This is a genomic window from Streptomyces sp. NPDC050806, assembly GCF_055586425.1.
The window spans coordinates 506,432-530,782 of sequence record NZ_JBVJIF010000004.1 but is presented as its reverse complement, the minus strand read 5'-3'; the positions used below and the strand labels follow the sequence as shown (position 1 = coordinate 530,782).

The 24,351-nt window shown below is 71.7% G+C and carries 15 protein-coding genes; 6 read left to right on the top strand and 9 right to left on the bottom strand.

Annotated elements, in window-relative coordinates:
- Nucleotides 1-143: 143 nt before the first annotated feature.
- A complete protein-coding gene (locus tag ACZ6WH_RS15125) occupies nt 144-935 on the top strand; it encodes a metal-dependent hydrolase (RefSeq protein WP_432860994.1) in 792 nt (263 codons plus the stop codon).
- Nucleotides 936-1,726: 791 nt separating this feature from the next.
- Here the strand turns inward: ACZ6WH_RS15125 and ACZ6WH_RS15120 are convergent.
- Together ACZ6WH_RS15120 and ACZ6WH_RS15115 are read right to left on the bottom strand one after the other, a co-directional pair.
- Entirely contained in the window at nt 1,727-3,508 is a 1,782-nt protein-coding gene (locus tag ACZ6WH_RS15120; protein ID WP_469728676.1) for an ABC transporter ATP-binding protein, read from the bottom strand.
- The gene (locus ACZ6WH_RS15115; RefSeq protein WP_469728674.1) at nt 3,505-6,042 is read right to left on the bottom strand and encodes an ABC transporter transmembrane domain-containing protein; all 2,538 of its coding nucleotides are present in this window, start codon (nt 6,040-6,042) and stop codon (nt 3,505-3,507) included. The genes ACZ6WH_RS15120 and ACZ6WH_RS15115 overlap by 4 nt, the downstream gene beginning before the upstream one ends.
- A gap of 330 nt (nt 6,043-6,372) precedes the next feature.
- Between ACZ6WH_RS15115 and ACZ6WH_RS15110 the strand changes: the two genes are divergently transcribed.
- Both ACZ6WH_RS15110 and ACZ6WH_RS15105 read left to right on the top strand, forming a co-directional pair.
- The gene (locus tag ACZ6WH_RS15110; RefSeq protein WP_469728673.1) at nt 6,373-7,221 is read left to right on the top strand and encodes a hypothetical protein; all 849 of its coding nucleotides are present in this window, start codon (nt 6,373-6,375) and stop codon (nt 7,219-7,221) included.
- 346 nt (nt 7,222-7,567) lie between these two features.
- Complete coding sequence (locus ACZ6WH_RS15105) at nt 7,568-9,025, top strand: cation:dicarboxylate symporter family transporter (protein ID WP_469728671.1); 1,458 nt, start codon at nt 7,568-7,570, stop codon at nt 9,023-9,025.
- Between the two features lie 73 nt (nt 9,026-9,098).
- On the opposite strand, the gene ACZ6WH_RS15100 is transcribed toward ACZ6WH_RS15105, so the two are convergent.
- Nucleotides 9,099-10,586: a Gfo/Idh/MocA family protein gene (locus ACZ6WH_RS15100; protein ID WP_469728669.1), complete on the bottom strand. Its 1,488-nt coding sequence runs from the start codon at nt 10,584-10,586 to the stop codon at nt 9,099-9,101.
- Between the two features lie 415 nt (nt 10,587-11,001).
- Between ACZ6WH_RS15100 and ACZ6WH_RS15095 the strand changes: the two genes are divergently transcribed.
- Nucleotides 11,002-12,381, top strand: a complete 1,380-nt coding sequence (locus ACZ6WH_RS15095; RefSeq protein WP_469728668.1) for an alpha-amylase — start codon at nt 11,002-11,004, stop codon at nt 12,379-12,381.
- 29 nt (nt 12,382-12,410) lie between these two features.
- Here ACZ6WH_RS15095 and ACZ6WH_RS15090 read toward each other — a convergent pair whose 3' ends face one another.
- On the bottom strand, nt 12,411-15,353 hold the full coding sequence (locus ACZ6WH_RS15090) for an FAD-binding and (Fe-S)-binding domain-containing protein (protein WP_469728666.1): 2,943 nt from the start codon (nt 15,351-15,353) through the stop codon (nt 12,411-12,413).
- A 28-nt stretch (nt 15,354-15,381) separates the two neighbouring features.
- Nucleotides 15,382-15,888, bottom strand: coding sequence for a MarR family winged helix-turn-helix transcriptional regulator (locus ACZ6WH_RS15085; protein ID WP_469728664.1), 507 nt, complete (start codon nt 15,886-15,888; stop codon nt 15,382-15,384).
- Between the two features lie 129 nt (nt 15,889-16,017).
- On the opposite strand from ACZ6WH_RS15085, the gene ACZ6WH_RS15080 reads away from it, so the two are divergent.
- Nucleotides 16,018-17,901 carry an ABC transporter ATP-binding protein gene (locus ACZ6WH_RS15080; RefSeq protein ID WP_469728662.1) on the top strand — a complete coding sequence of 628 codons (1,884 nt, stop codon included), beginning with the start codon at nt 16,018-16,020 and terminating at the stop codon, nt 17,899-17,901.
- Nucleotides 17,902-17,951: 50 nt separating this feature from the next.
- On the opposite strand, the gene ACZ6WH_RS15075 is transcribed toward ACZ6WH_RS15080, so the two are convergent.
- The 3 genes from ACZ6WH_RS15075 to ACZ6WH_RS15065 form a co-directional block, all read right to left on the bottom strand.
- On the bottom strand, nt 17,952-18,785 hold the full coding sequence (locus tag ACZ6WH_RS15075; RefSeq protein WP_469728965.1) for an IS630 family transposase: 834 nt from the start codon (nt 18,783-18,785) through the stop codon (nt 17,952-17,954).
- Nucleotides 18,786-18,880: 95 nt separating this feature from the next.
- Nucleotides 18,881-19,072, bottom strand: a complete 192-nt coding sequence (locus ACZ6WH_RS15070; protein ID WP_469728963.1) for a helix-turn-helix domain-containing protein — start codon at nt 19,070-19,072, stop codon at nt 18,881-18,883.
- A gap of 189 nt (nt 19,073-19,261) precedes the next feature.
- Entirely contained in the window at nt 19,262-19,993 is a 732-nt protein-coding gene (locus ACZ6WH_RS15065; RefSeq protein ID WP_469728660.1) for an SDR family oxidoreductase, read from the bottom strand.
- A gap of 84 nt (nt 19,994-20,077) precedes the next feature.
- Between ACZ6WH_RS15065 and ACZ6WH_RS15060 the strand changes: the two genes are divergently transcribed.
- Nucleotides 20,078-20,695 carry a TetR/AcrR family transcriptional regulator gene (locus tag ACZ6WH_RS15060; RefSeq protein ID WP_469728658.1) on the top strand — a complete coding sequence of 206 codons (618 nt, stop codon included), beginning with the start codon at nt 20,078-20,080 and terminating at the stop codon, nt 20,693-20,695.
- Nucleotides 20,696-21,101: 406 nt separating this feature from the next.
- Here the strand turns inward: ACZ6WH_RS15060 and lacZ are convergent, their stop codons facing one another.
- Entirely contained in the window at nt 21,102-24,287 is a 3,186-nt protein-coding gene (gene lacZ / locus ACZ6WH_RS15055) for a beta-galactosidase, LacZ type (protein WP_469728656.1), read from the bottom strand.
- Nucleotides 24,288-24,351 lie beyond the last annotated feature (64 nt).

Genomic DNA, 24,351 nt, shown 5'->3' with positions numbered 1-24,351 from the left:
GGGAACCGGCGGGTCCTACAGTGATCATCTGACGCTACGCTGTGTCGCCGACCGCGCGTCAGCTCCGCGACGCCCAGTGCCGGCGGCGCGAGGCCGGGGAGCATCGGCGCAAGAACAAAAACGACAAGGGGTGGGGAACAACCATGATGGGACCGGCGCACTCGCTGTCCGGGGCCGCGGCCTGGCTGGGGGTGGGCGCGGCGGCCGGTGCCCTGGGGCACCCGATGCCCTGGCCGGTGGTCGTCGTCGGCGCGCTGATCTGTGCCGGTGCGGCCCTCGCCCCCGACCTGGACCACAAGGCGGCCACGATCTCCCGTGCCTTCGGCCCGCTGTCGCGGGGGCTGTGCGAGGTCGTCGACAACATCTCGCACGCCGTCTACAAAGCCACTCGGATGAAGGGGGACGCCCGCCGGTCCGGTGGTCACCGCACCTTGACCCATACCTGGCTGTGGGCGGTGCTCGTCGGGGCCGGTATGTCGGTACTGGCGGTGCAGGGCGGCCGCTGGGCGGTGCTCGGCATCCTCTTCGTGCACATGGTGCTCGCCATCGAAGGGCTGCTGTGGCGGGCGGCGCGGGTCTCCAGCGATGTGCTGGTGTGGCTGCTGGGCGCGGCCACGGCGTGGATTCTCGCCGGGGTGCTGGACCAGCCGGGGAACGGTTCGCACTGGCTGTTCACCGAGCCGAACCAGGCGTACCTGTGGCTGGGCCTGCCGATCGTGCTGGGTGCGCTGGTGCACGACATCGGGGACGCGCTGACCGTCTCGGGCTGCCCGATCATGTGGCCCATCCCGATAGGCCGCAAGCGCTGGTACCCGGTGGGCCCGCCCAAGGGTATGCGCTTCCGTGCCGGCAGCTGGGTGGAGCTGAAGGTCCTGATGCCGATCTTCACCCTCCTCGGCGGGATAGGCGGTCTGACGGCCCTCGGCTTCCTGTAGCCCCTCGGCCGCTATGTACCGATGGCCCGCGTGAGCGGGCAGGCGGAGCCCGTGCCGCGGGTGCGGGCGCTCCGCCGAGCGCATCCCGTAACGATCAAGAGCGGGGAGGCGCGGCACGCGGGGCGCCGTACCGGTCCGATGCGGACGGGCCCTGCTCCCCGTGGCGACCGTCCTCTCGCGGCGGCGTGGCCGAAGCCGGGGCTCCGCTCCTTGAGGGGACACGCCCCGAGAGCGGGACGCTCCCGGTATGCGGGCCGCCCTCCGGGGACGGACCACGCCCTGAGCAGGGGCCACGCCCACGGGGCGGGCCGCACCCGGACGGCCGGCCAAGCCCGGGGACCGGGCTGAGCCGGACCCCGGGTGCCGAAGCTCGGCCCGTCCCAGACGGCGCGCATACATGCCCGGGCCGGGAAGACGGCCCGGCCGAGTCCCCTGGGCGGTCCCGGTCCGCCGTGCTACCCGAGTTCCCTCCGCGGTTCGGGTTCGCCACGCTCCCCGGACCTCTTCGGCAGTCCTGGCGGGGCGGGCTTCCGGAATCCCCTCGGCGGTCCCGGTCCGCCGCGTTGCCCGAGTTCCCTCCGCGGTTCGGGTCCGCCGCGTTCCCCGGCTGCCGTCCGGGCCCGGGCCGTCCGGCCCCAGCGCCTTCCCACCCGGGCCGTCCGGCCCCAGCGCTTTCCCGCCCGGGCCGTCCGGCCCCAGCGCTTTCCCGCCCGGGCCGTCCGGCCCCAGGGCGTTCGGGCCCGGGCTGTTCAAGACCGGGTCGTGCTGAGCCGGTGAGCGCGGGTGTCGGGTTACGCGTGCCAGGAGCGCCAGAGGGCGGCGTACGGGCCGTTGGCGGAGACGAGTTCGTCGTGGGTGCCGAGTTCGGTGATGCGGCCGGCTTCGACGACAGCGATGACGTCCGCGTCGTGGGCCGTGTGCAACCGGTGGGCGATGGCGACGACCGTTCGGCCGTCCAGCACCTTGCCGAGCGAGCGCTCCAGGTGGCGGGCGGCCCGCGGGTCGAGGAGCGAGGTGGCCTCGTCCAGGACCAGCGTGTGCGGGTCCGCCAGGACCAGCCTGGCCAGGGCGATCTGCTGGGCCTGCGCCGGGGTCAGCGCGTGGCCGCCGGAGCCGACCTCCGTGTCCAGCCCCTTCTCCAGCCCCCTCGCCCAGTTGTCCGCGTCGACCGCGGCCAGTGCCGACCACAGGTCGGTGTCGTCCGCGCCCGTGCGGGCCAGCAGCAGGTTGTCGCGCAGCGAGCCCACGAAGACGTGGTGCTCCTGGTTGACCAGTGCCACATGGGCTCGTACCCGCTCGGCGGGCATCCGGGACAGTGCGGCACCGCCGAGGGTGACCTCGCCCTTGCGGGGCGTGTAGATGCCGGCGAGGAGCCGGCCGAGTGTGGACTTGCCCGCGCCCGAGGGGCCGACGAGCGCCACGCGGCTGCCGGGCCGTACCTGCAGCGACACGTCGTGCAGGACGTCCACGTCGGCGCGGTAGCCGAAGCGGACACCGTCGGCGCGGACGTGCCGGCCGTCCGGGGCGATCCGTTCGTCCGCGGCCTCGGGTTCGATCTCCCGCACCCCGACGAGCCGGGCGATCGACACCTGGGCCACCTGGAGTTCGTCGTACCAGCGCAGGATCATGCCGATCGGCTCGATCATCATCTGGGACAGCAGTGCGCCCGTGGTCAGCTGGCCGATCGTCATCCAGCCCTGGAAGACGAAGGCGCCGCCGAGCATCAGCACGGAACCGAGGTTCAGGGTGTGGGTGCCGTTGATCACCGGGAAGAGGACCGAGCGGAGGTAGAGCGTGTACCGCTCCCACTGGGTCCACTCGCGGATGCGCCGCTCCGACAGCCGGGTGCGGCGGTCGCCGAGCCGGTGCGCCTCGATGGTGCGCCCCGCGTCGACTGTCTCGGTGAGCGCGGCGGACACCGCGGCGTATCCGGCGGCCTCGGAACGATAAGCGCTCGGCGCCCGTTTGAAGTACCAGCGGCACCCGACGATCAGCAGGGGCAGCGGGACCAGTACGGACAGGGCGAGCGGTGGTGCGGTCAGGCCGAGCGCCCCGACCAGCAGGCCGATCCAGACGACGCCGATGGACAGCTGCGGCACGGCCTCCCGCATCGCGTTGGCCAGCCGGTCGATGTCCGTCGTGATGCGGGAGAGCAGGTCTCCGGTGCCGGCCCGCTCCAGCACGCCGGGCGGCAGTCCGACGGACCGTACGAGGAAGTCCTCGCGCAGGTCCGCCAGCATCCGCTCGCCGAGCATCGCGCCGCGCAGCCGGACCATCCGTACGAAGAAGGTCTGGATGACCAGGGCGATCGCGAACAGGCCGACGGTGAGCTCCAGATGGATGTCGCGCACGCCGTCGGAGAGGTCCTCCACAAGGCCGCCGAGGAGATACGGGCCGACCATCGAGGCGGTGACGGCGATGGCGTTGACGGTGACGAGGAGGATGAATGCCTTGCGGTGACGGCGGATCAGCCCCGCGACGTAGCTGCGTACGGTCGCGGGGGAGCCGACGGGGAGGATGGTCGTCGTACGTGCGGCTTCCGGATCGTGCTCCGGCGGCGCCAGGCCGATCATGCCGTCTCCTCGATCGATTCGAGCGCGCCCACCCGGGCGCGCGAAGGGGTGGATCCGGTGGATCCGTCCGTCTCCCGCAGGAGTTCCGAGGGACCGCCGCCCGGGAGTTCCGCAGGACTGCCATCCGGGAGTTCCGCGGGACCGCCATGCGGGAATTCCTCGGAACCGTCGTCCAGAAGCTCCTCGGAGCCGTCATCCGTGCGGTCGACGGCCCCTGCCCGGTCGATGGCCCCCGTGCGGTCGGCAGCCTCCGAGCGGTCGACGGTCCCCGTGCGGTCCACGGCCCCCGTGCGGCCGGCGGACTCCGAGGAGTCGGCGGTCTCCGTGCGGCCGCCGGTCGCGGCCCCCGTGCGGGCGCGTTCCTCGTCGGTCTCGCGGGTGACGACCGCGTGGTAGGCCGGTGTGGTGCGCAGGAGTTCGCGGTGCGGGCCGACGGCGGTGACCTTGCCCTCGGGCAGGAACACCACTCGGTCCGCGCGGTCCAGCACCAGAGGGCTGGAGGTGAGGACGACCGTCGTCCGGCCCTTGCGCAGGACGCGCAGGCCGTCGGCGATCCGTGCCTCGGTGTGCGAGTCGACGGCGCTGGTCGGCTCGTCGAGCACCAGCACCTCCGGATCGGTGAGCAGCGACCGGGCCAGCGCGAGCCGCTGGCGCTGGCCACCGGAGAGGGAACGGCCGCGTTCGGTGATGCGGCTGCGCATCGGGTCGTCCGACCCGTCGGTGCCGGCCTGGGCGAGCGCCGCCAGTACGTCGTCGCACTGTGCGGCGGCCAGGGCCTGCCGCGCGGTGACGGCGCCGGACGACGGTACGTCGAAGAGTTCCCGCAGCGTCCCCGACAGCAGCACCGGGTCCTTGTCCTGGACCAGCACGGCCTGCCGGGCGGCGTCGCGCGGTACGTCGTCCAGGGCGGTGCCGCCCAGTTCGACGGAGGGGAGTCGCGGCTCGGCGGAGGGCAGCGCGCCGCGCGTGGACCCGGGCTCGTCCGCCGGGCCCGTACACGAGGTCACGCCCTCCGCTGCCGAATCCGCCTCCGGGGATGCCGATTCCGCCTCCGTGGACACGGTCTCCTGCGCATGCTTCTCCTGCGCATGCTCGGCCGCCCGGGCGCGAGAGCCTTCCTGCACCGTGCCGCCGGCGTCGGCGCCCTGCACTGCCTCACCGGTCGTCACGGCCGCACCGTCCTCACCAGCGGGCATCGCCTCACCGGTCTTCGTGGCCGCGCCGCCCTCACCGGCCGGCATCGTCTCACCGGCCGGCATCGTCTCACCGGTCGTCACGGCCGCGCCGTCCTCACCGGCCGACATCGCCTTACCAGCAGGCATCGCCTCACCGACCCTGTCGACCTCCTCCGTCTCGTCAAGGACGGCCTCGTCCAAAGCGCTCGCCGGGTGGCCGCCCAGGCGTTCTGCGAGCCGGCCCGCTGCGTCCGGGTCGCCGCAGACCACCGCCGTGAGGTGGCCTGCCGGGGCCAGCAGGCCGGTGGCCGGGTCGTAAAGGTCGCCGTCGAGCGGGGCGTGGTCGGTGACGCGGCCGTCGACCGGGCGGCTGAGCGCCAGAACGCGGGCGGCCCGCTTCGCGGACGGCCGGGAGAAGGAGTATGCCTGCGCGATCTCCTCGAAGTGCTGCAAGGGATAGAGCAGGAAGGTGACCGCGCTGTACATCGTGACCAGCGCGCCGACCTCGATACGGCCGTCCAGGGCCAGCCGCGCGCCGTACCAGACGACCGCGATCAGCAGCAGTCCCGGGAGCGCGACCTGGACGGCCGAGATGAGCGACCACATCCGGGCACTGCGCACGGCGGCCCTGCGGACGTCCTGGGAGGCGGTGCGGTAGCGGCCGAGGAAGAGTTCCTCGCCGCCGATGCCGCGCAGCACACGAAGGCCCGCGACGGTGTCGGAGGCCAGTTCCGTGGCGTGCCCGGCCTTCTCGCGCTGTTCGTCGGCGCGTCGCGTCGCGCGGGGCAGCAGCGGCAGCACGGCGAGCGCCACCACGGGTACCCCGACCGCGACGACGACGCCCAGGGTGGGCTGGTAGAGCACCAGCGCCACACATACGCCGACGGAGGTGAGCGCGGCGGCCGAGAAGCGGGAGATGGCCTCCACGAACCATCCGATCTTCTCCAGGTCACCGGTGCTGACCGCGACCACTTCGCCGGCCGCGACCCGCCGGGTCAGGGCCGAGCCCAGCTCCGCGGTCTTGCGGGCGAGCAGCTGCTGGACGCGGGCAACGGCGGTGACCCAGTTGGTGACGGCGGCGCGGTGCAGCATCGTGTCGCCGACCGAGACCAGCACACCCAGCAGCACCATCAGCCCGCCCGCGAGGGCGAGCCGGGCGCCGGAGCGGTCGGCGACGGCCTGTACGGCGATGCCCACCGGCAGCGGGAAGGAGGCCACGGCGCCGGTGTGCACCAGCCCCCAGGCCAAGGCCTTGAGCTGGCCGCCCAGTTGCCGGCGGTAGAGCCAGACCAGGAAGCGGCCGCCGGTACGGACGTCGGGGACACCCGGGTCGGGATGCGGTAGATCGCGAATCTGCATGACGTCCAAGCGTGTCGTCGGGTCAGGTGCCGGGCGCGGAGGTCCGGCAGGAGAGCGGGCCGGGCGCTCCCGCCGGCGCGGTGGGCGCAGCGGAGCAGGGCAGGGCTGTGCCACTCGCTGCCGCTTGCGCCCGCGACAGGAGCAGGGCGGAGCCATGGAAGGTTGGCGTGGAATGGCCGCGAATTTCAATCGTTTTTCTGGCGGAACGCACGGATCGGGCCACGATGTGCGGCCCCCGGTGTCGCTCCCTCCGTCCGCGGGGGTTCCCTCGACGTCCGCGGTGTCACCTCGACCGATCACGAGTCGGCCGTCGGTGCGACGATGGGAGCCATGCGGAGTACACGTAAGACGGCCGGGCAGGCACGGACGGTCTCAGCGATACGGACGGTCACGGCGATACGGACGGCAGCGCTGGCCGCCGCGGGAATCGTGCTGGTCGCAGGCTGCGGCGGATCGGGGCAGGAGGGTGAGAAGGCCGCCGGGCGGGCGGGGCATCCGAGTGCCACGCCTGCCACCGGACTGACGCGCATCCCCGGGGTGGGGGAGCGGCTGCAGTCCCGGATCCCGGCCGATTCCCGGCAGGTGATCGCGGTGTACGGGGACGGCAGGAACGACACCAGCTCGACCGTCGTGCTGTACACGAAGGGTGAGAAGGGCGGGGCCGACAACAAGGCGGCCAAGGCGGCCAAGGCAGCCAAGAGCGGCTCGGACACGAACGGCAGCGGTGGGAGCACCTGGAACCGCGACCGGAGCTGGCAGGGGCACAACGGCAAGCGCGGCTGGACCCTGGATCATCACGAAGGAGACAAGCGCAGCCCGGTGGGGGTGTACTCGCTGTCCGACGCGGGCGGTGTGCTGCCCGACCCGGGCGCGAAGCTGCCGTACACCGCGACCGCGGCCTTCACCCCGCCCTCGTACTGGGCCAAGAAGACCCGGCACGACTTCGACTACGTCATCGCCATCGACTACAACCGCGCCAAGGGCGTCTCGCCGCTGGACCCGGCCCGGCCCGAGGGCCGGTCCAAGGGCGGCAGCATCTGGCTGCACATGGACCACGGGAGCGGTACGTCCGGTTGCGTGAGCATCCCCAAGTCCGGCATGCGGTACCTGCTGCGCACGCTCGACCCCGCGCAGCACCCCGTCGTGGTCATGGGGGACAAGGCCGATCTGAAGACCTGAGTCACCGGATGAATCGGATGACGTCGGGTGGCACGGCATGACACCGCATGACACCGATGACACCCCGATGAGAGCGGATGGCACCGGATAACGCCTGGTACCACGGGCGCACGGCCCGTGGCGCCACCCGGTGCGGGCCCGTCACGGCACGGTGGCGGGGGCGTGTACCAGCGGTTACTTGGAGATAGCTCCAAGATTTTCTTCGATGTAACACCGGACTCTTCTCTGAGGCATAGGGCTCAGCCATAGTGGCGGACCGCGGAAGTCCTTTTCCGTATCCCAAAATCCGTCCAAGGGAGAGCCCGTGCCGCTCGCCACCGGATCGCTCGCTCGCCGGGCAGGCCGCATGCTGCGCACCAGTCTGTTCACGCAGGTCCTCGTAGCCCTGTTCCTCGGAGTCCTCGTCGGACGGCTGTGGCCGGAGTTCGGCTCGGCCGTCAAGCCGCTCGGCGACGGCTTCGTCCGCCTCATCAAGGCGATGATCGCCCCGCTCGTGTTCTGTGTCGTCGTCGCCGGCATCACCAAGGCCGGCGACCTCAAGGCCTTCGGCCGGATCGGCCTCAAGGCGCTGATCTGGTTCGAGGTGGCGACCACCGTCGCGCTCGTCGTCGGGCTGCTCGCGGGCAATGTCTTCGCGCCCGGTGCGGGCATGCACGTCGACCCGTCCTCGCTCGACCAGAGCGCCGTCGACGAGAAGACCGGCGGCGGGCACCTGCCGTCCACCGCGCAGTTCGTCCTCGAATCGCTGCCCGACAGCGCGGTCGGGGCGTTCGCGGACAACTCGCTGCTCCAGGTCCTCGTCCTGTCCTGCCTGGTGGGCGCGGCGCTGCTGCACCTCGGCCAGACGAAGGTGCCGCAGATCCTGCCGTTCATCGAGCAGGCGCAGGACGTCGTCTTCACGATCGTCGGCTACATCATGCGTCTCGCGCCGCTCGCCGTCTTCGGGGCCACCGCTCACCTCGTGGGCGAGTACGGCCTCGGCGCGATGACGACGTACGCGAAGCTGATCGCGGTCTGCTACGGCGTCGCGCTCGCCTTCCTCGTCCTGCTGGGGCTCGCGCTCAAGGCCGTCACGGGACTCAGCCTGTGGAAGTTCGTCCGCTACACCCGTGAGGAGCTGCTGCTGGCCCTCGGTACGGGGTCCAGCGAGACGGTGATGCCGCGGATGATGCAGAAGCTGCGGGCCGCGGGCTGCCGGGACGACGCGGTGGGCCTGGTCCTGCCGACCGGCTACTCCTTCAACCTCGACGGTGCGTCGATCTACCTCTCCATCGGCACCCTCTTCATCGCGCAGGCCGTCGGGGTCGATCTGTCGATAGGTCAGCAAATCACCGTCGTGCTGGTACTGATGCTGACCAGCAAGGGCATGGCGGGCGTGCCCGGTTCGGCGTTCCTGGCGCTGTCGGCGACCGCGTCCGCGCTGGGCGTCATCCCCGCCGCCGCGGTGGCGCTGCTGCTCGGCGTCGACCGGATCATGGACTCGATGCGGGTGGCGACCAACCTGCTCGGCAACTGCGTCGCGGTCTTCGCGGTCTCCCGCTGGGAGGGTGCGCTGGACCGCGTCACGGCGAAGAAGGTTCTCAACGGGGAGGTGCCGGCCGGTGCGGGCGGGCCCGCCACCGCCGACGGAGCCACCGCCGATGGAGCCACCGCTGACCGAGCCGCCCCCGGCGGAGCCACCACCGCCGAAGCAGCCGCCGCCATCGGGACGTCCGTGACCACCGAGAGGCCGGTCACCTCCGAGGCGGCGGCGACCACCCGGGCGCCCGCGGCCGCCGACAGGCCGGGCTCCTCCGAGAAGTGACACCGCGGGGCCCGGCGAACCGCCGGGCCCCGGTGCCGGTCACGCCTCGGCGCCCGTCACACCCGCGCGCCCGTCACGCCTTCGGCTTCTCCGAGTCCATCCCCGGCCGGGCCTTCTTCCAGTCCCCGCGGGTGAAGTCCGGGATCTCCAGCGGCTTGCCGTGTGCCTTGATCGACAGGTCGCTCAGCGGTACCGGCGCGGTCCAGGTCGCCGCGTCGTACACGTCGAAGTCGGGCACCAGGCCCAGGTGCATGCACTGGGTCAGCCGGAAGACCAGCATGTAGTCCATGCCGCCGTGGCCACCGGGCGGGTTGGCGTGCTCCTTCCACAGCCAGTGGTCCCACTCGGCGTACGCCCCGAAGTCGCCCCACTCGTCGTTGCTGTGGTCCGGCTCGATGTAGATCCGCTCGGGGTAGTCCTCGAAGACGCCCTTCGTGCCGCCGAGGCTGTTGATGCGGCTGTACGGGTGCGGCGTGGACACGTCGTGCTCCAGGCGGATCACGCGGCCCTTGGCGGTCTGGACGAGGGAAATCGTCCGGTCGCTCTCGATGTACGTCTCCTTCCAGCTCGGGTCGCCCGCCGGCATGCGCTCCTTGCGGTACGCGGCCAGGCCCAGGGCGGGCGTGCCGAAGCTGGAGATCCGTACGGCGCGGTCGCCGCGGTTGACGTCCATGTAGTTGGCGACGGGCCCGAACCCGTGGTTGGGGTACAGATCGCCGCGCAGCCGGGTGTGCCACAGCCGCCGCCACGGGCCCTCGTAGTAGTCCGGGTCGAACATCAGGCCGCGCAGGTCGTGGTTGTAGGCCCCGGCGCCGTGCAGCAGGTCGCCGAAGAGGCCCGCGTGCGCCATCCGCAGCACCCGCATCTCGTTCCGCCCGTAACAGCAGTTCTCCAGCTGGAGACAGTGCTTGCGGGTGTACTCCGAGAGGTCGACCAGCTCCCACAGCTGGTCCAGCCGCAGCGCGATCGGGCACTCGACGCCCACGTGCTTGCCGTTGAGCATGGCGGTCTTCGCCATCTCGAAGTGCCAGTCCCAGGGCGACGCGACGTACACGAAGTCGATGTCGCCGCGCTTGCAGAGGTTCTCGAAGTCGCGGTCGCCCTTGGCGTAGACGGCGGGCGCCGGCTGCCCGGCGTCGGTGACCTTCTTCGCCGCCCTGGCGGTCTTCTCCTTGACCGGGTCGCACACCGCCACGACCCGTGTGTTCGGCACCGCGAGGAAGAGGTCGATCATGGAGCCGCCGCGGTTGCCGAGGCCGACGATGCCGACGCGTACGGTGCTGCGCCCCTCGAACGGTACGCCGATCATGGTCCTGCCGCGCCGCTTCGGTGCCGCGGCGGTGTCGGCGGCCCCGCCGGGCGCCGGTGCGGCCGCCGCCGTGCCGCTCGCGCCGAACGCGCCCAGCCCGGCGAGCCCGAGACCGGCGCCGGCCGTGCCCGCGGTCCGCAGGACCGACCGGCGGCTCGGCCCGTCGCCGTCGGGCGCGGCCGGCTCCGTGCCGTCCGGGGCGCCGTGGCGGCGGCTCTCGTCGTCGTGCTGCTCGGGTCTTGCGTCATGCATGGGGCCTCCTGGAGTGCGGACGGTGCCCGGCGGCTGCGTGCGTGGACCTCGGTGGGGCTGTGTGCGGGTGGAACTCCGTACGGGCGGCTGCCTGGGCCACCGCGGCCGTGCGGACTTGCGCGTACGGGTGAAGCGCGGCACGGCGTGTGCCGCGAGGTATGCCGACGCGTGTGCGCGAACCTCGCTGAGGACCCTGGCGGTTGATGCGGACGCGCCACAAGGGGGCGAATTGGACTCCTGAGGTGAACACTTGGACTCCCGTCTTGCGCAAGTGACTGGAATTTCTTGCGAAATGCCTTGACGTGTTCACTTCGTAAAGGCAGGCTCCCTCGCGGATTCCCCCCACGGCGGCCTCGGCGCGTGGCTGCCTTCGAGGGCGCGGCTCCCTGCCGCGTCCGTTCGTTGAAGGAGCCGCATGCTGCATCACCGATCCCGGATACTCGGCGGCACGCTGGCCGGTGTGCTCGTCGCCGGCGGCCTCGCCGCGCTCGCCCCGTGGAGCTCGCAGGCCACCCCGCCCGGAGAGAAGACCGTCACCGCCACGCTGTTCGAGCGGCCGTACGCGGACGTCGCCAAGATCTGCACCGATCAGCTCGGCCCGGCCGGTTACGGCTACGTCGAGGTCTCGCCCGCTTCGGAGCACATCAAGGGCGACCAGTGGTGGACGTCGTACCAGCCGGTCAGCTACAAGATCGCGGGGCGGCTCGGCGACCGGGACGCCTTCGCGTCGATGGTCTCCGCCTGCCACGAAGCGGGCGTCAAGGTCGTCGCCGACGCCGTCATCAACCACATGTCGTCCGGGTCCGGCACCGGAACCGGCGGCACGCAGTACACGAAGTACGACTATCCCGGGTACTTCCAGGACCAGGACTTCCACGCCTGCCGCAAGGACATCTCCGACTACGGCAACCGGGAGAACGTCCAGACCTGCGAACTGGTCGGGCTGTCCGACCTGGACACCGGCAGCGACGCCGTCCGGACCACCATCGCGAAGTACCTCGACGACCTGCGCTCCCTCGGCGTCGACGGCTTCCGTATCGACGCGGCCAAGCACATGGCGGCCGACGACATGGCCGCGATCAAGGGCAAGATGAGCGACCCGGGTTTCTGGGTCTCCGAAGTCATCTACGGCGGCGGCGAGGCGGTGCAGCCCGACGAGTACAAGGGCGTCGGCGACGTCGACGAGTTCCGTTACGGGGGCCACCTCAAGAGCGCCTTCCAGGGCGGCAGCATCGCCCAGCTCAAGAACATCGCCGACGGAAAGCTCAGCAGCGAGTCGGCACGTACCTTTGTCGACAACTGGGACACCGAGCGTAACGGCTCGACGCTCACCTACAAGGACGGCGCGGCGTACACGCTCGCCAATGCCTTCATGCTGGCCTCGCCCTACGGCTCGCCGAACGTCTTCTCCGGCTACGAGTGGTCCGACAAGGACGCGGGCCCGCCCAGCGGCGCTGACGGCTGGACGAACATGCACGCGAAGCAGGAGATCACCGGGATGGTGGGCTTCCGCAACGCGGTCGGCGGCGCCGAGCTGACCGACTGGTGGGACAACGGGTCGAGCGCGATCGCCTTCGGGCGCGGCGCCAAGGGCTTCGTCGCCCTCAACGCCGGGGACGGTGAGCTGTCCCAGTCCTTCGCGACCTCGCTGCCGGCCGGTACCTACTGCAACGTCGCCAAGGCCGCGCCGGACGACTGCGACGGCAACACCGTCACCGTCGGCGACGACGGCAAGGCGCAGCTGACCGTCCCCGCGAAGGGCGCGGTGGCCCTGCACGTGGACGCCAGGAGCTGAACGCGCGCACGTGAGGCGCGGCCCGCCCCTCAGGCGGGCCGCGTCGCGCGTTCCAGCTCCAAGAGGACGGAGTAGTACCCGCGGCCCCGTGTCGCGTGATCCATGCCCACCTCGCACATGCGGTTCGCCGACAGGTGCGCGTCGAAGTGACGGGATGTCACCTCGGCCGCCTCCCGGGCCGTCGCCGCCTCGGTCAGCTCCTTGTGCAGCATCCCGCGGTCGCCCGCGAAGGCGCAGCAGCCCGCGTCGTCCGGCACCACGACCTCCTGGGCGCACGCCTCCGCGACCGTACGCAGCTGCGCCTCGTCGCCCAGGTGGCGCATCGAGCAGGTGGGGTGCAGCACCGCGGAGTCCACGGTCCGCACCACTTCCAGGTGCGGCAGCAGTTCCTCGGCCGCCCAGACGACGGAGTCGACGACGGTCAGCTCGGCGTGCAGCTGCTTGTTGTCCTCGGTGAGGTACGGGACCACCTCGTGGGCGATGCCCAGCGTGCACGAGGACGCGTCCACGACCAGCGGGAGGCGGCCGCCGGCGGTCCAGCCCCAGGCCGCCTCGACGATCCGGTTCGCCATCACGGCGTTGCCCGCGTCGTAGCCCTTGGAGTGCCAGATCGTGGCGCAGCAGGTGCCCGCGACGTCGTCCGGGATCCACACCGGCTTCCCGGCCCGCCGGGAGACCGCGACGACGGCCTCGGGGAGCGAGGGGCCCCGGTACCCGTTCGGTTCGCCGAAGATCCGGTTGACGCAGGCCGGGTAGTAGACGGCGACCGCGTCCTGCTTGCGGGTGGGCGGCAGCCGGCGGGCCGCGGCGCCCGGTACCTCGGGCAGCCAGCGCGGTACGAGATCGGGGCGTACGGCCTTGCGGGCGGCGTCCGTCACGGTCTCCAGCAGCCGGTCGCCGAGCCGCTGCCCGATCCGGTCCGCCGCCGCGACCGCGAGCCGTGCCGACGCCTCGACGGTCTTGAAGCGCTTCGCGGTGAGCGCGGCGGTCCTCTCCTCGCGCGGGGAGTGCCGCCGGTGCCGGAAGTCCTTCATCATCGCGCCGGTGTCGATGCCCACCGGGCAGGCCAGCTTGCAGGTGGAGTCGCCCGCGCAGGTGTCCACCGCGTCGTAGCCGTAGGCGTCCAGGAGCGCGTCGGTCACCGGCGAGTCCGGGTGCTGGCGCATCATCTCGCGGCGCAGCACGATGCGCTGGCGGGGCGTGGTGGTGAGGTCGCGGCTGGGGCAGACCGGTTCGCAGAAGCCGCACTCGATGCAGGGGTCGGCGACCGCTTCGACCTCGGGGATGGTCTTGAGGCCGTGGAGGTGGGCCTTCGGGTCGCGGGTCAGGACGACGCCGGGCGCGAGGATGCCGTGCGGGTCGAACAGGTCCTTGATCCGCCACATGAGGTCCGTGGCGCGCGGGCCCCATTCCAGCTCCAGGAAGGGCGCGATGTTGCGGCCCGTGGCGTGCTCGGCCTTGAGCGAGCCGTCGAAGCGCTCCACGGTCATCCGGCAGAACTCGTCCATGAACGCCGCGTAGCGCGCCACGTCCTCGGGCTTCGCCGCGTCGAACGCGAGGAGGAAGTGCAGGTTGCCGTGGGCGGCGTGGCCGGCGACCGCGGCGTCGAAGCCGTGCCGGGCCTGCATCTCCAGCAGGGCCGTACAGGCGTCGGCGAGCCGCTCGGGCGGTACGGCGAAGTCCTCGGTGATCAGCGTCGTACCGGAGGGCCGGGAGCCGCCGACCGCGGTGACGAACGCCTTGCGGGCCTTCCAGTAGCCCGCGATGGTGCCCGGGTCGCGGGTGAACTCGTTGGTGACGGACTCGACCGGAGCAACCAGTTCCAGGTCGTCCAGCAGCTGCTCGACGGCGGCCTCGTACGCCGCCTGCCGCTCCTCGTCGGGCGCGCGGAACTCCACGAGCAGCGCGGTCGTTTCCGTGGGGAGTGCCGCCCAGTCGGCGGGCACTCCGGCGACGCGCACCGAGGCGCGCAGCGTGTTGCCGTCCATCAGCTCCACGGCGAGCGCGCCCGCTTCGTTGAAGCGCGGGACGGCGGCGGCAGCGGCCCGCAGATCGGGGAAGAAGAGCAATGCGGTGGAGGTGCGGCGGCCCAGCGGGAGGGTGTCGAATACGGTCTCGGCGATGAAGCCGAGGGTGCCCTGCGATCCGATGATCAGGCCGCGCAGGATCTCGACGGGGGTGGCGCCGTCGAGGAAGGCGTCGAGCCGGTAGCCGTTGGTGTTCTTGAGGGTGTACTTGGCGCGGATGCGGGCGACCAGCTCCGGGTCGGCCTCGATCTCCGCCTTCAGGGCCAGCAGCCCTTCGCACAGCGCGGGTTCGGCGTGGGCCAGCTCCTCGTCGGCGGCCGGGTCGGCGGTGTCCACGACGGTGCCGGACGGGAGCACGACGGTGGCGGAGGCCAGGGTGCGGTAGGAGTTCCGGGTGGTGCCGGCCGTCATGCCGGAGGCGTTGTTGGCGACGACGCCGCCGACGGTGCAGGCGAGGGCGCTGGCCGGGTCGGGGCCGAGGAGGCGGCCGTGGCGGGCGAGGGTGATGTTGGCCCGTGCGACGGTCGTGCCGGGACCGATGCGGGCGCGCTCGCCGTCGCCCAGCACCTCGATGCCGTCCCAGTGCCGGCGCACGTCGACGAGGATGTCCTCGCCCTGCGCCTGCCCGTTGAGCGAGGTGCCGGCGGCGCGCAGCACCACCTTCCGGCCGCGGCCGTGCGCGTAGGAGAAGACCGCCGAGACGTCGTCGATGTCCTCGGCGACCACGACCACCTGCGGGACGAACCGGTACGGGCTGGCGTCGGAGGCGTACTTCACCAGGTCGGAGAGGCCGTGCAGGACCTTCTCCGGGCCGAGCAGCGCGGTCAGGTCGCCGCGCAGCGGTTCGGGGGTGCCGGACGCCTGCTCGTCCGTCACCCGGTCGACCGCCGGGCCCTCGGTGGTGGCGGGCCGCAGTGCGGTCGGTTCCGGCTCCAGCAACGGCATGGCTACTCCTCGTCAGCGGCCCATCGGGTCAGCGGTGCCGCCCCGGCCCGTCGACCAGGGTGGCCAGCAGACCGCCGAGCACCTCGCGCTGGTCGGCGGTCAATGGAGCAAGGATGTCCTCCGCGGCGGCCCGGCGCGCGTTCCGCAGCGCCCCGAGTGTCGTGCGGCCGGTCTCGGTCAGCTCGATCCGCACCACCCGGCGGTTGGCCGGGTCCGGCACCCGGCGTACCGCGTCCGCCGCCTCCAGGGCGTCCACCAGGGTGGTCACGGCACGCGGGACGACGTCCAGCCGCGCTGCCAGGTCCGCCATCCGGGGCGGGGTGTCGCAGTGCGCCACGATACGCAGCAGCCGGGACTGGGCGGGGGTGAGGGCGAGCGGTTCGAGATGCCGCTTCTGGGCGCGGTGCATGCGCCGGGTGAGCCGTACCAGCTGTTCGGCGAGGTCGGTGTCGGGGGCGGCGGGCGCGTCGGCGCGCGGGCCGGCGTCCTTCCGCGCGCGCGTTCCGGTGCCGGGCTCGGTCTGGGGGGAGGGCATGCCCGGAGGGTATCAGGACAAAGTTCATTGTGAGTATAGGTAACAATGGGCTACGCTCGGCGAACGACGCTCGACGGATGCTCGGCCCCGCCGGGCTCCCGACCCCCCTCCACCGCTCGAAGGAGCTCATTGCGCCCCGAAAACGTCGACTGGACCCCACCGCCCAAGGACGAGCAGCAGCCCGTCCAGCTGCGCCGGATCCTCCGCCTCTTCCGTCCCTACCGCGGCCGGCTGGCCGTGGTCGGCCTGCTCGTGGCCGCCGCGTCCCTGGTCTCCGTCGCCTCGCCGTTCCTGCTGCGCGAGGTCCTGGACGTGGCGATCCCGGAGCGGCGCACCGGACTGCTCAGCCTGCTCGCGCTCGGCATGATCGTCACCGCGGTGATGAACAGCGTCTTCGGTGTGCTCCAGACGCTGATCTCCACCACCGTCGGCCAGCGCGTCATGCACGATCTGCGGACCGGCGTCTACGCCAAGCTCCAGCGGATGCCACTGGCGTTCTTCACCCGTACGCGCACCGGCGAGGTGCAGTCCCGCATCGCCAATGACATCGGCGGCATGCAGGCCACCGTCACCTCCACCGCGACCTCCCTGGTCTCCAACCTCACCAGCGTGGTCGCCACCGTCGTGGCCATGATCGCCCTGGACTGGCGGCTCACCGTCGTCTCGCTCCTGCTGCTGCCGCTCTTCGTCTGGGTCAGCCGCCGCGTCGGCAACGAGCGCAAGCGCATCACCACCAAGCGGCAGAAGCAGATGGCCACGATGTCCGCGATCGTCACCGAATCGCTCTCCGTCTCGGGCATCCTGCTCGGCCGCACGATGGGCCGCGCCGACTCGCTCACCCGGAACTTCACCGCCGAGTCCGAGCGCCTGGTCGACCTTGAGGTACGCGCCAACATGGCCGGCCGCTGGCGCATGGCCACCATCGGCATCGTCATGGCCGCCATGCCCGCGCTGATCTACTGGGCGGCGGGCATCGTCCTCCGGATCGGCGGGCCGGTCTTCTCCATAGGCACACTCGTTGCCTTCGTCTCCCTCCAGCAGGGCCTGCTGCGCCCGGCCACCTCGCTGCTGACCACCGGCGTGCAGATGCAGACGTCGCTCGCGCTGTTCCAGCGCATCTTCGAGTACCTCGACCTGCCCGTGGCCATCACCGAGCCCGAGCAGCCGGTACGGCTGGCGAAGCCCCGCGGCGAGGTCCGCTTCGAGGACGTGTCCTTCGCGTACGACCCCGCCGCCGCGCCCACGCTCAGCGGCATCGACCTGACCGTCCCCGCGGGCGGCAGCCTCGCCGTGGTCGGCCCGACCGGCAGCGGCAAGTCCACGCTCAGCTATCTGGTGCCGCGGCTGTACGACGTGACCGGCGGCCGGGTGACCCTGGACGGGGTGGACGTCCGCGAGCTGGACTTCGACACCCTCGCCCGCTCGGTCGGCGTGGTGTCCCAGGAGACCTACCTCTTCCACGCCTCGGTCGCCGAGAACCTGCGCTTCGCCAAGCCCGACGCGACCGACGAGGACATCGAGCGCGCCGCGCGGGCCGCCCAGATCCACGACCACATCGCCGCCCTGCCCGAGGGCTACGACACCGTCGTCGGCGAGCGCGGCTACCGCTTCTCCGGTGGCGAGAAGCAGCGCCTGGCCATCGCCCGCACGATCCTGCGCGACCCGCCGGTCCTGGTGCTCGACGAGGCCACCAGCGCCCTGGACACCCGTACCGAGCACGCCGTCCAGCGGGCCATCGACAACCTCTCGGCCGGCCGTACGACCATCACCATCGCGCACCGGCTCTCCACCGTCCGCGACGCCGACCAGATCGTCGTCCTGGACGCCGGCCGGATAGCCGAACGCGGCACGCACGACGAGCTGCTGGCGGCCGACGGGCGGTACGCCGCACTGGTACGCCGGGACGCGCACGCCGCACCGGCCGGAGCACCGGGCGGCAGCGCGGGGACCGGCAGCGACCGGGCCCCGCACGCCCCGGAAGAGCCGGCGCACCTGGTCCAGCCGGCCCCCTAGTGCAGTAGGTCGCAAGTCCTGTTCGGGTTGGCGGCGACGCTGTGCGATCGTCATGTGGCCTTGGCAAGGTCGTCCTGGGCGGATTCCTGGGGCCGGGGGCGGTGGGCGAGATAGCGGGCATGGTCGGTATCCGCGTCGTAGCGCCACCGGTATGGGCAGGCGGTGTGGTTGTGCCGGATCGTGAAGGCGGTGATCGTGGCTTCGAGGTCGTCGCGGGAGGCGAAGTCGCCGCCGCGCAGGGCCCGGCGGGTCAGCGCGGAGAACCACTGCTCGATCACGTGGGGCCAGCTGGCGTGCTTGGGCGTGTAGGTGACGGTGAAGCGCGGGCGGGCGGCGAGCCAGGCGCGGGTGGCCCTGAAGGTGTGCGAGGAGCCGTTGTCCATGATCAGGTGGATGCGCAGGGCCGGGTCGGTCAGCCGGTCCAACTGCCGCAGGAAGGCGATGAAGTGGGCGGAGTCGTTGCGCTCGATGCGCTCGGCGAGGACGTGGCCGGTAGCCACGTCCATGGCGGCGACGAGGGAGACGGTGCCGTGGCGCTTGTACTCGAATTCCACACGGCGGTCGTATCCGGGCCGGGCGGCCTGGGCGGGGTGGATGCGGGAGCGGGCCTGGATCCCGGTCTTCTCGTCGATGCCGACCAGCAGCGCGTCCGGCGGGATATCGCGGTAGAGGCGGCACACGGTTCCGGCCCGTGCCCAAAAGGCTTCGTCGTCGCGGCGGTTGAGCCAGCCGCGGACCTTGTGCGGGCGAACCCTGGCCTCGGCCGGGATGCGGCGCACGGTCGACCGCGAGGGTGCCGGGCCCCGTGCGGCTAAGTGGTCGGCGATCAGCGCCTGCGTCCAGCGGGCCTCGCCCTCGGGCGGCAAGGAGGTGGCGACGGCGATGACGACCAGCGGTCGCTGGGCCCGTAGGTCTCGGGGCGGCCGCTGCGCGGGCGGTCGAACAGGCCCGCCACTCCACGGCGGCGGAAGCGTTCGCGTCAGGTGCGCACGGTGGGCACACTGCAGCCGAGCTCGGCGGCGATGGCGGTGGTGGGCCGGCCCGCGGCCAGCAGTACGATCCGTGCGCGCCGCACCACCGTCTGCCCGGTCCCGGCAGCGGCCACGAGCGTGCGCACCTTGCGTTCCTGCTTGCGTGCCAGTGGCAACGGTGGTGCGGGTGGATGGGCCACGAAGGGGAGCGTTTCCTTGGAGTGAGCACCAGCCGGAAGCTGGCGTGATCATTAATTGCTGACAGTCTTCTGACGCTTCGCTCCATGCCGGGCAGGCGGGCGAAGCCGGAAGATCCCCGGTCAGGTCCGTCCCTGCAGAGGAAACGCACCCGGGCGTCGATGAGTTCGCTCAGCCGGGCCCGCGAGGCGTCAGCTCTGTGCTGTGGGGCGGACGACGATGTCGCCGACGTCGACGTTCGACGGCTGCTCGATCGCGTAGGCGACAGCGCGGGCGATGTCGTCGGGGGAGAGGGAGAAGTCGACCGCCGGGGTCTGCGACTTGACGGTGGGGCTGGTGACCGAGTCGGCGAACTCCGTCGCGACGTAGCCGGGCGAGACCATGGTGACCCGCAGGTCGGGCCCGGCCTCCTGGCGCAGCCCCTCCGAGACGGTGCGGACTGCGTTCTTCGTCGCCGCGTAGACGGCCTGGTTCGGCACGATGCGCAGCCCGGCGGTCGAGACGACGTTGACGAACTGCCCCCTGCCCTGCTTGCGGAACACGGGGAGCGCTGCCGCGATCCCGTGCAGCACACCGCGGAAGTTGACGTCGATCATCTGGTCCCAGTCCTCGACCCGCAACTCGTCGAACGGCGAGATGGGGCCGATCCCGGCGTTGCTGACGAGGACGTCGAGCGCGCCATAGCGCCCGCAGGCGTACGCCACGAGGTCCGCGAGGTCCCTGCGGCGACGCACGTCCGTCGTCGTCCAGGCTGCCGTGCCGCCATCGGCCTCGATGCGGGCGACGAGCGCTTCCAGCCGGTCGCTCCGACGCGCTCCGAGGACGAGCTTCGCGCCACGCGACGCGAGGAGCAGCGCGCTCGCCTCGCCGATCCCGCTGCCCGCGCCCGTGATGGCCACCACCTTGCCGTCGATCCCTGTCATGCGCGGCCTCCAGTGCTAGAAGTGAGAGGGCTATCACTTCTAAAGTAAGTGGCCTCTTACTTATGGTCAAGGAAGGTGGACTGAGTGACTGACGCAGCAGCTGGGGCGGGCAGTGAGCGCCCTGCCCGGGGGCGGCTCCGCTCGGCGCTGATCGCTGAGAGCTTCGTGCTGCTCTCCGAGACGGGGATGGCCGGCTTCTCCGTCGCCGAACTCGCCCGCAGGCTCGGGGTGAGCACGGCCGCCCCGTACCGTCACTTCCCCAACCGTGACGCGCTGCTCGCCGTCGTCGCGGCACAGGCCGCCGACGAGCTCACCCGGTCCATGGAGGCCGCCGCCCAGGCGGCCGGCCCCGACCCGATCGACCGGCTCGCGGCCACCGCGGGGGCATACGTGCGCCACGTGTCCGACCGCGGCGCCGGCCTCGACGTGATCTTCGCCCGGGAGCTGAGGCCGCTGCGCGACGCCGACGTTGCCCGGGCCGGCCGGAACCTGATGACGCTGCTGCTCGACCTCGCCCGGCAAGCGGGCCACGCCGACCCCTCCCAGGCGCTGCTCCTACTTGAACAGCTCTTCGTCCTGGCCCACGGCTACGTCACCCTGGACACGGAGGACTTCCTGACCCGCTCCCGCCTCTCTTCTGAGGATGTCGCCACCCGCGCCACGCGCGCGGCGACGGCGCTGCTGCGCGGCAACGTGACGTGAGCACCAGCCGGGAACTTGGGTGGTCACCATTCCCCGACAGCCTTCTGATGGTTCGCCGCATGCCGGACAGGCGGGCGAAGTCGGGAGATCCCCGGTCAGGCCCGTCCCTCCAGAGGAAAGCACCCGCCACGAAGACTCCTGCGACAGCGAGATGACGGATTGCCGCCACCGCGTCCTGCACCACGACAATGCCTGGGGCTTCGCCATGGACTTGAGTGCCACCGACGCTAGACCGACGCGGTCTTGCGCACCGGCAGCCCGGCGGCAGCCTTCGACACCGCCGTCCTCGTCCACCTCGCCGACTACCACGCGTAGCCAGACCCAGCGCACTCAATCAGCAAAGGACCTGCGGCGCGCTGCACCAGGCCGCACGCCACGCCCCCGGCCGCGCCCGCCGCCGGTCCCGCTACGCGGGCATCAGCCGGTACGCGTACGTGTACTCCCGGTCCGCGTGCAGCAGGTACTCCTCCAGCGGGGGCGCGCCCCAGGAGTCGTTGCCGCCGACGCCCATCTGGCGGTGGTTGACGCCGAGGACCGTCTCCTGGCGGGGCTTCAGCTCGTACGGGTGGCGCGGCCCGTCGAGGTCGTGCGGCGTGTGGTGGAGCGCGCTGATCTCCAGCAGGGGCGCGTCGTCGCCCGGTTCGGCGCGTACGGTGAGGCCCGCGCCGTCCCGGTCGGTGAGGGAGGCGTGCCGGACGTCGACGGCGTTGCCGGTCTGCTGCGGTCGCACGTACGGGCCGAACTGGTTGCCCACGGTGGAGCGGTAGCGGCCGACGAACGCGGCGGTGCACCGGTCCTGGTAGTTCTCGTGCGGCCCGCGGCCGTACCACGACAGCTTCTCGAAGCCGGCCGGCACGGTCAGCAGTGCGCCGACCATCGGCAGGTCGGGAAGGTCGGCGCCCGGCTTCAGGGTGTGGGCCACGCGGACCTCGCCGTCGCCGCGCACGGTGAAGAGCGTGTGCCAGGTGGAGGCGGCGGAGGAGGTGGGCAGCGTGGCGGTGACCTCGATGGTCACCTCGGAGGCGGACGGCTGAGCCGTCCGCACGGCGTCCACCGTCCGCTTCGTGCCCGCGTCACGCCAGGTGCGCAGGCTCTCCTGCGCCTTGCGCCCGATGTCGTTGTCGGTCGGCCCGCGCCAGAAGTTGGGGACGGGGCCGCCGGCCAGCACGGTCCTGCCGCGGTGGCGGTAGCCGGCCAGCGTACCCGTGGACTTGTCCAGGACGACCTCCACGTCCTTGCCGCTGACCGTGACCGCTTCGGCCGTCTCGGAGACCTTCAGGGGCGGCAGAGCGGACGCCGGGGGATCGGCCGGGGCCGGGGCGTGCCAGGGCAGGGCCAGCTGCTCGGCGGCGACGCTGTGCCCGGCCTCCGCCCACCGAGTGGCGCGGCGCAGCACGAAGGAGAGGCCGAGCCAGTACTCGGCGCCGGGAACGGGCCGCGCGGGGCGCCGGTACGGGATGCGGACGGTGGCGTCGTGGCCGGGCTTCACCTCGGGGGCGGGCAGCGTGCCGTGCTGGATGCGCTCGCCGTCACGCGTCACCTCCCAGTGCAGTTCGTACGCGTCCAGGCCCAGGAAGAGCTGCTTGTTGGCGACCTTCACGGTGCCGGACGCCAGGTCGGCGGCGGTCACCCGGACGGCCTGGTAGCACTTCTTCACCTCGTGGATCGCCGGGTGCGGCACGCGGTCGGCGGAGACGACGCCGTTGCAGCTGAAGTTGCCGTCGGTGGGGTAGCCCGGCTTCCAGTCGCCGCCGTAGGAGAGGTAGGTGCGCTGGGAGTCGCCCGGGACCGGGAGCCGGATGGCCTGGTCGCAGAAGTCCCAGATGAAGCCGCCGTGCAGGTTCGGGTAGCGCTCGATGATGTCCCAGTACTCGCGGAAGTTGCCGGTGCTGTTGCCCATGGAGTGCGCGTACTCGCACAGGATGAACGGCTTCGCGTTGCCGGACTTCCCGTACTTCTCGACGTCGGCCGGCTTGGTGTACATCTGGCTCTCCATGTCGGCCACGGAGTTCATGCCCTCGTAGTGGATGGGCCGTGAGGAGTCCCGCGCGCGGGCCCACTCCGCCATCGCCTTGAAGTTGTCGCCCTGGCCCGCCTCGTTGCCCAGCGACCAGACCACGATCGAGGGATGGTTCTTGTCGCGCTCGACCATCGAGCGCATGCGGTCCACGCAGGCGTCGGTCCACTCCGGAAGGCTCGCGGGGAGGTGGTCGCGGACGCCGTGCGTCTCCAGGTTCGCCTCGCCGATGACGTAGAGCCCGTACTCGTCGCACAGCTCCAGCCAGCGCGTGGCGTTCGGGTAGTGCGAGGTGCGCACCGCGTTGATGTTGTGCTGCTTCATGATGCGGATGTCCTGGACCATCCGCTCCTCGGGCACCGCCTGGCCGTGGTCCGGATCGGACTCGTGGCGGTTGACCCCGCGGAAGACGATCGGCACGCCGTTGACGGTGAACTTCCCCGGCTCGCACACGACCGAACGGAAGCCGACACGGGTGCGCTGGATGTCGACGGCCTTGCCGTCCGGGCCGGTCAGGGTGGTCACGAGCGTGTAGAGGTTCGGGTCCTCGGCCGACCAGAGGGCGGGCGCCCGTACGTCGGCGGCGGCCTCGACCGTGACCTGCTCGTCCTCGCCGAACCGCACGTCGGCGGTGAGCGGCCGGGGCAGCGCCGGCCGGCCCTGCGCGTCGTACAGCGCCGCGGAGAGCCGGTGGCCGCCGGGCGTGCCGCCGTTGTTCCGTACGGTCGCCGAGACCTTCAGCGTCGCGTCGAGGTAGGCGCCGTCCAGCTCGGTGTGCACGAAGAGGTCGTGCACATGGACGCGCGGGACGGAGTACAGGTACACCTCGCGGAAGATCCCGGACAGGTCGATCATGTCCTGGTCCTCCAGCCAGCTGCCGTCGGACCAGCGGTAGACCTCGACGGCCAGGCTGTTCGTCCCGGCCTTGAGCTTGCCGGTGATGTCGAACTCGGCGGGCGTGTAGCTGTCCTCGCTGTAGCCGACCTGCTCGCCGTTGACCCAGACGAAGAACGCGGACTTCACACCCTGGAAGGAGAGCAGGGTACGGCGGCCGTCCCAGTCCTCCGGGACGGTGAACGTGCGGCGGTAGGAGCCGACCGGGTTGAACTCGTGCGGTACCTGCGGCGGCTGCGGGTCCTCGTAACCGGTCCACGGGTAAGGGATGTTGAGGTAGATCGGCTCGGGGTAGCCCTCGATCTCCCAGTTGGACGGCACGGGGATGCGGTCCCAGGAACGGTCGTCGAAGCCGGGCGCGTGGAAGCCGGCCGGGCGCTCGTCGGGGTTCTTCGACCAGTGGAAGCGCCAGGTGCCGTTGAGGGAGCGGTAGTACGGGGAGCGGTCGGTCTCCCCGGCCAGTGCGGCCGCGGTGTCGCGGTACGGGATCAGGCGCGGACGGGCGGGCTCGCGGTTGACCTGGAACGTGCCGGGCGCGGCGTTCCACTCCTCGCCCGCTCTCGCGCCGGCCCGTCCGGCCACCGCGGCGAAGGCTTCTTTCTGTGCGCTGAAGGCGGCCCATCCGGCCAGTGCGGTGCCGGTGGCGAGGAACGAGCGGCGGCTGAAACGACGCGACGTCATGCGACAGCTCCGAACGTAAGGCAACAGGAAGCGTCAGGATCGAACGCAATCCCTCGGCAACACA

What these genes read in the sequence shown, in the direction of transcription:
- ACZ6WH_RS15125 (WP_432860994.1), top strand. Translation starts at nt 144, where the DNA reads ATGATGGGACCGGCGCACTCGCTGTCCGGGGCCGCGGCCTGGCTGGGG.
- ACZ6WH_RS15120 (WP_469728676.1), bottom strand. Translation starts at nt 3,508, where the DNA reads ATGATCGGCCTGGCGCCGCCGGAGCACGATCCGGAAGCCGCACGTACG.
- ACZ6WH_RS15115 (WP_469728674.1), bottom strand. Translation starts at nt 6,042, where the DNA reads ATGCAGATTCGCGATCTACCGCATCCCGACCCGGGTGTCCCCGACGTC.
- ACZ6WH_RS15110 (WP_469728673.1), top strand. Translation starts at nt 6,373, where the DNA reads ATGCGGAGTACACGTAAGACGGCCGGGCAGGCACGGACGGTCTCAGCG.
- ACZ6WH_RS15105 (WP_469728671.1), top strand. Translation starts at nt 7,568, where the DNA reads ATGCTGCGCACCAGTCTGTTCACGCAGGTCCTCGTAGCCCTGTTCCTC.
- ACZ6WH_RS15100 (WP_469728669.1), bottom strand. Translation starts at nt 10,586, where the DNA reads ATGCATGACGCAAGACCCGAGCAGCACGACGACGAGAGCCGCCGCCAC.
- ACZ6WH_RS15095 (WP_469728668.1), top strand. Translation starts at nt 11,002, where the DNA reads ATGCTGCATCACCGATCCCGGATACTCGGCGGCACGCTGGCCGGTGTG.
- ACZ6WH_RS15090 (WP_469728666.1), bottom strand. Translation starts at nt 15,353, where the DNA reads ATGCCGTTGCTGGAGCCGGAACCGACCGCACTGCGGCCCGCCACCACC.
- ACZ6WH_RS15085 (WP_469728664.1), bottom strand. Translation starts at nt 15,888, where the DNA reads ATGCCCTCCCCCCAGACCGAGCCCGGCACCGGAACGCGCGCGCGGAAG.
- ACZ6WH_RS15065 (WP_469728660.1), bottom strand. Translation starts at nt 19,993, where the DNA reads ATGACAGGGATCGACGGCAAGGTGGTGGCCATCACGGGCGCGGGCAGC.
- lacZ (WP_469728656.1), bottom strand. Translation starts at nt 24,287, where the DNA reads ATGACGTCGCGTCGTTTCAGCCGCCGCTCGTTCCTCGCCACCGGCACC.